This is a genomic window from Mycobacterium sp., assembly GCF_035314665.1.
In the GTDB taxonomy this organism is placed as follows: Bacteria; Actinomycetota; Actinomycetes; order Mycobacteriales; family Mycobacteriaceae; genus Mycobacterium.
On record NZ_DATFZD010000168.1, the window covers coordinates 1 to 9,886 of the forward strand.

A 9,886-nucleotide genomic window follows, 5' to 3' on the forward strand; every position below is an offset into this window, starting at 1 on the left:
AAGCTGAGCGGGAACCTGAAGTACAGCCACACGCAGTGGTTGATGATCTCGACCGGGTAGCGGTGGCCCTTGTACGACGGCGTTGCGGTGCTCACCCCACGAATCCTCCCAGGTCGCCCACACTCACCAACGTGACAGTGCCAGCGGCTCCTCGTCGCGGTGTGACGGTCACGGTGCCGTCGAGTCCACCGACGCCGACAAGACCTTGACCCGTGAGCAGGCAATGACTCTTGCCAGGGAGCGGATGGCACGTTTAGGTTCGGGATCGCGTGACCTGTTCGACATCGGACGGCTGAGATCGTCCCCGGTCCGCTGACCTCCTGGTGCGCGACAGGCCCCGGGAGAGTCCACCCCGGATTTCCTCGCGTGGGCAATGAGGGAAGCTCACGGCTTCATGGTGCCTTTGCAGAGCCTCGTTCCCCAGATGTGTTGGAGGACCCGGGAAACAATGAGCGCGAGGTCAATGGCATCAAGGCGAAGGATTGATGATCTCTGACAATCCGCGCCTGAATCACCAGCCGCGATCCCGCCACTCGTCCAGATGCGGGCGCTCCGCGCCGAGGGTGGTGTCGTCACCGTGTCCGGGGTAGACAACGGTCTCGTCACCGAAGCGGTCGAACACTCTCGTCTTCACGTCTTCGAACAGCGACTGGAACTCACGCGGTTTTATTGTCCGCCCAAGACCGCCCGGGAACAAGCAATCGCCGGTGAACAGCTGGGTGACACCGCCGGTGGCGGGACCGTTCAGCGCCAGCGCGACCGAGCCGGGCGTATGGCCGCGCAAATGGATGACGTGGAACGTCAGCTCGCCGATCTGCACGGTGTCGCCGCCGGCCAGCAGGCGGTCCGGCTTGACCGGCAGCGGGTCGGCGTCGATCTGGTGTGCGGCGGTCGGCGCGCCGGTGGCCTGCGCCACGGCTTCCAGCGCCTGCCAGTGGTCGAAATGCTGGTGGCTGGTGACGATCAACGACACCTTCGGGGCGTGGTTGCGCACCAGGTCGATGAGAACGTCGGCGTCGTTGGCGGCGTCGATCAGCAGGGTTTCCCCGGTCGCGGAACATGTCACCAGGTAGGCGTTGTTATCCATGGGGCCCACCGATGCCTTCAAGATCGAGACGCCCGGCAGAATGCGTTTTGCGGCCGTACCGGCTTCGACATGCCCGGTGTAGTTGTCGTCGACGACAGTCATAAGCGCCACCGTACTGCTCACCGGTCGATTGTCGGTATGGGCACATAGCATGGAAGCGCCATGCGCAATATCGGCTGCAGGCGCGTAAGGACTTACCTGAGAGGGGCAGCGTGGCTGACCGCCTGATCGTCAAGGGTGCGCGTGAGCACAACCTGCGCAGCGTCGACCTCGACTTACCGCGCGACGCACTGATCGTGTTCACCGGGCTGTCCGGTTCGGGCAAGTCGTCGCTGGCGTTCGACACCATCTTCGCCGAGGGCCAGCGGCGTTACGTCGAATCGCTGTCGGCCTACGCCCGACAGTTCCTGGGGCAGATGGACAAACCCGACGTCGATTTCATCGAGGGGCTGTCGCCGGCGGTGTCCATCGACCAGAAGTCGACCAACCGCAACCCGCGATCGACGGTCGGGACCATCACCGAGGTGTACGACTACCTGCGCCTGCTGTATGCCCGCGCGGGCACTCCGCACTGCCCGGTCTGTGGTGAGCGGATCGCCCGCCAGACGCCGCAGCAGATCGTCGATCAGGTGCTGGCGATGCCCGAAGGCACCCGATTCCAGGTGCTCGCCCCGGTGGTGCGCACGCGTAAGGGTGAGTTCGCCGACCTATTCGAGAAGCTCAACGCACAGGGATACAGCCGCGTCCGGGTCGACGGCGTGGTGCATTCGCTGACCGATCCGCCCAAGCTGAAGAAACAGGAGAAGCACGACATCGAGGTGGTGGTGGACCGCCTGACGGTGAAGCTGTCCGCCAAGCAGCGGCTCACCGATTCGGTGGAAACCGCGCTGAACCTCGCCGATGGCATCGTGGTGTTGGAATTCGTCGACCACGAACACGACGCCCACAATCGCGAGCAGCGGTTCTCCGAGAAGCTCGCCTGCCCGAACGGGCACGCCCTGGCCGTCGACGATCTGGAGCCGCGGTCGTTCTCGTTCAACTCGCCGTACGGTGCCTGCCCGGAGTGCGCCGGTCTGGGGATCCGCAAGGAGGTCGACCCCGACCTGGTGGTGCCCGACCCCGATCGCACGCTGGCCGAGGGTGCGGTGGCGCCCTGGTCGATGGGCCACACCGCGGACTACTTCACCCGGATGATGGCCAGCCTCGGCGAGGCGATGGGCTTCGACGTGGACACGCCGTGGCGCAAACTGCCGCCCAAGGCGCGCAAGGCAATCCTGGAGGGGTGCGACGAGCAGGTGCACGTCCGCTACCGCAACCGCTACGGCCGCACCCGCTCCTACTACGCCGACTTCGAGGGCGTGCTGGCGTTTTTGCAGCGCAAGATGGACCAGACCGAATCCGAGCTGATGAAGGAGCGCTACGAGGGCTTCATGCGTGACGTGCCGTGCCCGGTGTGCCACGGCACGCGGCTCAAGCCGGAGATCTTGGCCGTCACACTGGCCGCGGGGGACCGCGGCGCGAAGTCCATCGCCGAGGTCTGCGAGCTGTCCATCTCGGACTGTGCGGACTTCCTGAACGCCCTCACCCTGGGCTCACGCGAGCAAGCCATCGCCGGTCAGGTGCTCAAGGAAATCCAGTCGCGGCTGGGCTTTTTGCTCGATGTCGGGCTGGAGTACTTGTCGTTGTCGCGCGCGGCGGCCACCCTGTCCGGCGGTGAGGCACAGCGTATCCGGCTGGCCACCCAGATCGGCTCCGGCTTGGTCGGTGTGCTGTATGTGCTCGACGAGCCGTCGATCGGACTGCATCAGCGCGACAACCGTCGACTCATCGAAACCCTCACCCGCTTAAGGGATTTAGGGAACACACTGATCGTCGTCGAGCACGACGAGGACACCATCGAGCACGCCGACTGGGTCGTCGACATCGGCCCCGGCGCCGGCGAGCACGGCGGCCGCATCGTGCACAGCGGAACGTACAAAGAGCTGCTGGCCAACAGCGAATCGATCACCGGCGCCTACCTGTCGGGCAAGGAAAGCATTGCTACCCCGGCGATCCGGCGTCCCGTTGACAAGCGGCGTCGGCTCACGGTTGTCGGCGCCCACGAGCACAACCTGCGCCAGATCGACGTGTCGTTTCCGCTCGGCGTGCTGACCTCGGTGACCGGGGTGTCCGGTTCCGGCAAGTCGACGTTGGTCAACGACATCCTGGCCGCGGTGCTGGCGAACAGGCTCAACGGCGCCCGGCAGGTCCCGGGCCGACATGTCCGCGTCACCGGCCTGGACCATGTGGACAAGCTGGTCCGTGTCGACCAGTCGCCGATCGGCCGCACGCCGCGATCCAACCCGGCCACCTACACCGGGGTCTTCGATAAGATCCGCACACTGTTCGCCGCCACCACCGAGGCCAAGGTTCGCGGCTATCAACCCGGCCGGTTCTCGTTCAACGTCAAAGGCGGCCGCTGCGAAGCGTGCACCGGCGACGGCACCATCAAGATCGAGATGAACTTCCTGCCCGACGTGTATGTGCCATGCGAGGTGTGCCACGGCGCCCGTTACAACCGGGAAACCCTTGAGGTGCACTACAAAGGCAAGACCATCTCCGAGGTCTTGGACATGTCGATCGAGGAGGCCGCGGAGTTCTTCCAACCGATCACCGGCATCCACCGCTATCTGCAGACTCTGGTCGATGTCGGTCTCGGCTATGTGCGGCTGGGTCAGCCGGCACCCACGCTGTCCGGCGGTGAGGCGCAGCGGGTGAAGCTGGCGTCCGAGTTGCAGAAGCGTTCCACCGGACGCACTGTGTACATCCTCGACGAGCCCACCACCGGTTTGCATTTCGACGACATCCGCAAGCTGCTAGACGTCATCAATGGCCTTGTCGACAAAGGCAATACGGTGATCGTCATCGAACACAACCTGGACGTGATCAAGACGTCGGACTGGATCATCGACATGGGCCCGGAGGGCGGTGGCGAAGGCGGAACCATCGTCGCCGAGGGCACGCCGGAGGACATCGCGGCCGTCCCAGAAAGCTACACCGGGAAGTTCCTCGCCGAAACCCTTAGCGGCACCGGGGCGTCGGCCAGTGCGCCACGACGCTCGAACCGGCGACGAAAGGTCAGCGCGTAGCTGCCTTTAGCCGTCCTCGTGCATCGACTTGCGGATTTGGGCCAGCCGCTCGGCCGCCGCGCGTTGCCGCTCCTGGTACTGCTCCTCGACGTCACGGCCCTCGGGGCTCTCGGCGTCCAATTCGGCTGCGCCGATTGATGTCTCGTATCGCGTCTCGATCTTCTCGCGGACCGACTCGAACGTCGGAATGCCTGAGCTGGTATAGCCCGGGTCGACGTCGGGTTCGGGGGCGGGACTCGTCGGCTCGTCGGGCATGGCTTCACGGTACCCGTGCCACGGCCTACCTGCCGATTGGCTCGTTGCGTGGAGCCGAAGCCGACATCGGCGGAGGCGGCGAAGACGGCAGCGCGATCAACGGCACACCGGGGGTGTCCAACTCGCCGGCCAGCCAGGGCAGAGCCTTAGCGAAAACCCTGCTCGCGAAAGGCCAATCGTGCTTGCCCGGCTGGGCGACGATCGCGCAGTCGATGCCGTTGCCGCGGCCCAGTCTGCACAGCCGGTCGGCGGCGGCGGTCTGGTCGTCCGGGTAGCGGATATTGTCCTGACCGCCCAACCCGATCGCGCCGGCGTCGGCCACCGCGAGACTGTGATACCGCTTCGGTACGTTATCCGACGAAATGGCGAACCAGCCCGAGACGTCGTCGTATCGACCGTGTCTGGTGATTACGGTGGCCGGGTCGAACGCGGCCCAGGCGTCGGTGTTGCCGCCGAACAGCCTAGCGATGGTTTGCGCCTTGGTTCCGGTGTCCGGGCCGATGTTGCCGGCGATGTCGACAAATGAGCTGAACAGCTCCGGGTGCATGACCGTGAGATCCACCGCGCAGGTCCCTCCCATGGACCAGCCGACGATGCCCCAACGCGACGGATCGGGGCTGACCCCGAAACTCGAGACCATGTACGGCACCACGTCTTTGGTCAGATGGTCGGCGGCGTTCCCGCGGGTTCCATTGACGCACTCGGTGTCGTTGTTGAACGCTCCGCCGGAGTCCACGAAGACGAACACCGGCGCGTTTCCGCCGTGCGTGGCCGCCAGGTCGTCAATCGTTTTCACCGCATTGCCCGCCCGAGCCCAATCGGCGGGGGTGTTGAACTCACCACCGATCATCATCACCGTCGACAGCTGCGGCGGCGGAGTACTGGCAAACCAAGCCGGCGGCAGGTAAACAAGCTCGCCGCGATGCTTGAAGTGCGAGGCATCGTAGGGGATCGTGACCGGCACCAGGCTGCCGTGCCGGGGCTGGGCGCCGTTGGCCGCCATCGCGTTAACGGTGGCCAGGTCGGTCTGGTCGGGCAGCGGACCGGCGGTGAGCTGATTCAACGCGGTCTGCACGGTGGGGAAGTATCCGACCCACAGGTTGAGCACCAGTGCGGTGCTGAGCAGACACAGCGGCACGGCCAGTAGCGATGCGCCGCGCCGCCACCAGGCCGCGCCGCGCCAGCCCAAAACCGAAATCACCACCGCGGCGCCGCTGCAGGCGATCCACCACCACAACAGGTGCGGCGCGGGGTCGTCGGCGAGACCGTCGGCGTTGACGTACCAGTGCGCCCAACCGGCCACCCCGGCTCCAACGGCTGCCGCCGCCGGCAGCCACAGCAGCCGCCAGCGGCGCGAACGCCACCCGACCGCCAGCAGCAGCGTTGTGACGGTGACGGCCTGGACCGTTCCCGGGATCCAGCCGTGCATCAACGAGGTGTGGTGATCTGCCAGCACCGAGAACGCGAGGTTCGTCGTTGAACCCGTCACGCTGTCCATTGTGGTATTTGTTGCCCGCAATTAGCACGGGTTTCACCGATCGGTTGCTCAAGCGCGGCGTCGGCTATCGCGGCTTCGCCAGCGGGAAGGGCAGCGTCTCGCGGATGCTGCGGCCGGTGATGAGCATGACCACCCGGTCAACGCCCATCCCCAGACCTCCGGTGGGCGGCATCGCGTATTCCATCGCCTGCAGGAAGTCTTCGTCGAGCTCCATGGCCTCGGGATCACCGCCGGCCGAAAGCAGGGACTGCTCCTGTAGGCGGCGGCGCTGCTCCACCGGGTCGGTGAGCTCGCTGTAGGCGGTGCCCAGCTCGACGCCCCATGCCACCAAATCCCACCGCTCAGCGATACCGGGCTTGCTGCGATGCGGTCGGGTCAGCGGCGACACCGACAACGGGAAGTCGGTGTAGAACGTCGGCTGCTCGGTTCGATCCTCGACCAGATGCTCGTAGAGCTCCAGCACCACCGCGCCGGCGTCCCACCGCGCCAGGTAGGGAATGTGCACGTCGTCGCACAGTTTGTGCAGCTTGGCCAGGCTGGTGGCGGCGTCGATGTGCTCACCGAGCGCCTCGGATACCGCATCGTGCACCGTCTTCACCGGCCATACACCGGAGATATCGACCACCTCGAAGCTGTCATCGGTGGCGCCCGGGCGGGGCCGCATCACCACCTGCTCGCCGTTCGCGGCCTCGGCGGCGTTCTGGATCAGCTCCCGGCAACCGTCGATCCAGTCGGTGTAGTCGGCGTGCGCCTGATAGGCCTCCAGCAGGGTGAACTCGGGGTTGTGGCTGAAGTCGACTCCCTCGTTGCGGAAAGCCCGGCCGAGCTCGAACACACGCTCCACTCCGCCGACGCACAGCCGCTTCAGATATAGCTCGGGCGCAATCCTTAGGTACAGGTCGAGGTCGTAGCTGTTGATGTGGGTACTGAACGGGCGGGCTGTGGCGCCGCCGTGAATTTGTTGCAGGATCGGGGTTTCGACCTCCAGAAAACCCTTGGCGTTCAGGGTTTCTCGGATGGAACGCAGGACCCTGCTGCGAACGGCGATCAGCTCGCGCGATTCGGCATTGACGGCCAGGTCGACATAGCGGCTGCGCACTCGCGCTTCCGGATCGGTCAATCCCTTCCACTTGTTGGGAAGCGGCCGCAGGCACTTGCCGATCAGTCGCCAGCTGCGCACGATCAGTGACCGGGTCCCGGTCTTGCTGTGTCCCATCTCCCCGGTCACTTCGACCAAGTCGCCGAGATCGATGGCCTTGGTGAAGTCCGTGGTGCGCCCGTGTTGTAGAACTGAATTCTCAAGCAGCAGCTGCACTTCCGCTGACCAGTCGCGCAGCTCGGCGAACAGCACACCGCCGAAGTCCCGGATCCGCAGCACCCGCCCTGACACCGAGACCGTCGTTTGGTCGTCGCTGCCTAATGCCCGGGCGATCGTGTGGCTGGGTGCCTGACCCACCGGATAGGCGTCAATGCCGCTGTCCTGCAACTTCTTCAGCTTGGACAGCCGCACGCGCATCTGTTCCGGCAGCCGGCGGTCACCGTCGTCGCCGGCCCCGAGGTCGGTCTCCTGCAACGCGGCGACATCCGGCGCTGAGCCGTCTCGGTGCAATAGTCCGCTGGCCAACAGTGTCGGCGGGACGGACGAGTGATGGCCGGTGTGCTGTTCGTTGCGCCGGGTGAACGGCAGCACCAGGAAGCCCTCGGCGATCACCGAGGCAACGCCCACCCGCGGAATCAGCCGGGCGTCCTCGTAGCAGGCGTAGCGAGGTACCCAGTCGGGCTGGTATTTCATGTTCGAGCGATACAGCGTCTCTAACTGCCACCAGCGCGAGAAGAACACCAAAAATCCGCGCCACAATCGGGCCACCGGGCCGGCGCCCAGTTGGGCGCCCTGTTCGAACGCGGACCGGAACATCGCGAAGTTCAGCGAAATACGGCTGATGCCGATGCGTTCCGCGTGCAGAGCGAGCTCGCTGACCATCAGCTCGATGGTGCCGTTAGGGGAATCCGGCGACCGACGCATCAGATCAAGCGAAACGCCGTTGCGGCCCCACGGCACCAGCGAAAGCATGGCGACCACGGTGCCGTCCGGTTTGACGGCTTCGACCAGTAGGCAGTCGCCGTCGGCCGGATCACCCAGCCGGCCGAGCGCCATCGAGAACCCGCGCTCGGATTCGGTGTCCCGCCAGGTATCCGCCCGGGCGAGCACCTGCCTCATCTCGTCGGCGTCGATGTCGTGGTGGCGGCGGATGCGCACCGACAGGTCGGCCCGGCGCGCCCGGGTCACGGCCTGGCGCACCCCACGCATTTCTCGGCCGGAAAGCCGGAAGCCGGCGGTGTACAGAATGGCCTCGTCGCCCAATTCCAGTGCGTTCAGGCCGGCCTCGCGAAACGCTTTAGCCCCCGCCGAACTGGCCCCCATATTCCCGGGTGCCCAGCCGTAGGTCTGGCACAGCGCCAACCAGGCGTCGATGGCCTGCGGCCACGCCCGTGGATCGCCGATCGGGTCTCCGCTGGCCAGGCAGACTCCGACCTCGACGCGGTAGGTGATCGCGGCGCGGCCGCTCGGCGCGAAAATCACCGACTTGTCGCGGCGAGTGGCGAAGTAGCCCAAGGAGTCGTTCTTGCCGTACAACTCCAGCAGCCCGCGGATGGCGGATTCGTCCTCGCCGGTGAGTGCGTTGTCGGCGCGTTGTGACTGAAAGAGCACGATTGCCGCGACGATCAGCGCCATCGCGCTGAACAGTCCCATCAGCGCGTTGAGGAAGACGTGCGGCCTGCCCTCAAACGAACCCGGGTCGGCGACGGCGAATCCGACCACTCGGTTCACCACGTAGAACAAGTGGTCGTCCTCCGCCAACGTGTGCGGGAACGTTTCGACCAGCAGCCAGGACAGCCCGATGCCTACCGCCCAACCGGCGATCAGGACTCCGGCCGCCTTAAAGAGCGCACCCGACCGGACCTTGGCCCAGAACTCCCGGTAAGCCAAGACCAGCACCACAAGCGCAGTCAGGTGGAAACCGAGCCCAAGTGTCTCGCCGAGCCTCTTGAGCGGGGTGACGTGTTCGGCCGTCAGACCAGCGATGTTCAACCCGGCGGCCAGCACCAGGTTGAGAGCCAAGAGCCACCAGGCGATGCGCTTGCGCGCCGTGAGCGCGCCCGCCAACAGGGCCAGCACGAACGACCACGCGAAGCTGGTGTCGGGGAAGTTGAACAGGTAGTCGTTGATGAACTCCCGCGGCACCTTGATGACCCACCGGATCACCGGCGACACGCTGGCGATCAGCGACAGCGTGGCGATGACGCCAACAGTCCAACCCGCGGCCGCGGGCACCCAGCGGAGCCGGGAAGTCGCGCGGCTCCGCTGGCGAGACGGAGTGAGGGTCACAGACCGCGAGGATATTCGCTCAAGCTATGGAATGCCTATGCTCTGAAGACAGCGAATTGCACGTGTCGGCTGCTCAGGGGCGCTCGATCGCGGATTGCCGCGTCATGACTGCTAAACTATCCTGCGCGACCGTCTCCGGCGAAGTCCAGAGACAGTAAGTGGAGTCCCGCTCCCACCGTTGGCCACGAAATCACAGTCAAGGCTCAGCGGTCCGGTCACTGGCACACCAGCTGTGCCGGTTCTGTGTTACGCAGGCGGCTTGAGCCGTGACCGGTCGGCACCGGGCCCTGCTGACGCAGGGCCTTTTTGCTGATGGTGTGGTATTCCGACCGCTGACTCCGGACAGACCGGGTTTCGCTCGCAATGAGGAATACGACCCAGGGAGGCCCCATCAGCACTGAGACCCGCGTCAACGAGCGCATCCGCGTACCTGAAGTCCGTTTGATCGGCCCGGGAGGGGAGCAGGTAGGCATCGTGCGCATCGAAGATGCCCTCCGCGTCGCCGCGGATGCCGATCTCGACCTTGTCGA

At 65.6% G+C, this 9,886-nt stretch carries 5 protein-coding genes and 2 pseudogenes; 2 read left to right on the forward strand and 5 right to left on the reverse strand.

Annotated elements, in window-relative coordinates; translation table 11 throughout:
• A pseudogene (locus tag VKI00_RS13555) lies at positions 1 to 95 on the reverse strand (IS6 family transposase); the annotation flags it as partial.
• A gap of 416 nt (positions 96 to 511) precedes the next feature.
• Complete coding sequence (locus tag VKI00_RS13560) at positions 512 to 1,189, reverse strand: MBL fold metallo-hydrolase (RefSeq protein ID WP_324438127.1); 678 nt, start codon at positions 1,187 to 1,189, stop codon at positions 512 to 514.
• 110 nt (positions 1,190 to 1,299) lie between these two features.
• Here VKI00_RS13560 and uvrA point away from each other — a divergent pair, with 110 nt between their 5' ends.
• Positions 1,300 to 4,215 carry an excinuclease ABC subunit UvrA gene (gene uvrA / locus VKI00_RS13565; protein ID WP_324438129.1) on the forward strand — a complete coding sequence of 972 codons (2,916 nt, stop codon included), beginning with the start codon at positions 1,300 to 1,302 and terminating at the stop codon, positions 4,213 to 4,215.
• Positions 4,216 to 4,221: 6 nt separating this feature from the next.
• On the opposite strand, the gene VKI00_RS13570 is transcribed toward uvrA, so the two are convergent.
• From VKI00_RS13570 to lysX, 3 genes are all read right to left on the reverse strand, one after another.
• Positions 4,222 to 4,470 carry a hypothetical protein gene (locus VKI00_RS13570; RefSeq protein WP_324438131.1) on the reverse strand — a complete coding sequence of 83 codons (249 nt, stop codon included), beginning with the start codon at positions 4,468 to 4,470 and terminating at the stop codon, positions 4,222 to 4,224.
• 25 nt (positions 4,471 to 4,495) lie between these two features.
• The gene (locus VKI00_RS13575) at positions 4,496 to 5,968 is read right to left on the reverse strand and encodes an alpha/beta hydrolase (RefSeq protein ID WP_324438133.1); all 1,473 of its coding nucleotides are present in this window, start codon (positions 5,966 to 5,968) and stop codon (positions 4,496 to 4,498) included.
• Between the two features lie 64 nt (positions 5,969 to 6,032).
• Positions 6,033 to 9,302 carry a bifunctional lysylphosphatidylglycerol synthetase/lysine--tRNA ligase LysX gene (gene lysX / locus VKI00_RS13580; protein ID WP_414687188.1) on the reverse strand — a complete coding sequence of 1,090 codons (3,270 nt, stop codon included), beginning with the start codon at positions 9,300 to 9,302 and terminating at the stop codon, positions 6,033 to 6,035.
• 444 nt (positions 9,303 to 9,746) lie between these two features.
• Here lysX and VKI00_RS13585 point away from each other — a divergent pair.
• Positions 9,747 to 9,886: pseudogene (locus VKI00_RS13585) on the forward strand (translation initiation factor IF-3); the annotation flags it as partial.

Excerpts from the sequence above, each read along its gene's own strand:
- VKI00_RS13560 (WP_324438127.1), bottom strand. The coding sequence starts at position 1,189 with ATGACTGTCGTCGACGACAACTACACCGGGCATGTCGAAGCCGGTACG.
- VKI00_RS13570 (WP_324438131.1), bottom strand. The coding sequence starts at position 4,470 with ATGCCCGACGAGCCGACGAGTCCCGCCCCCGAACCCGACGTCGACCCG.
- VKI00_RS13575 (WP_324438133.1), bottom strand. The coding sequence starts at position 5,968 with ATGGACAGCGTGACGGGTTCAACGACGAACCTCGCGTTCTCGGTGCTG.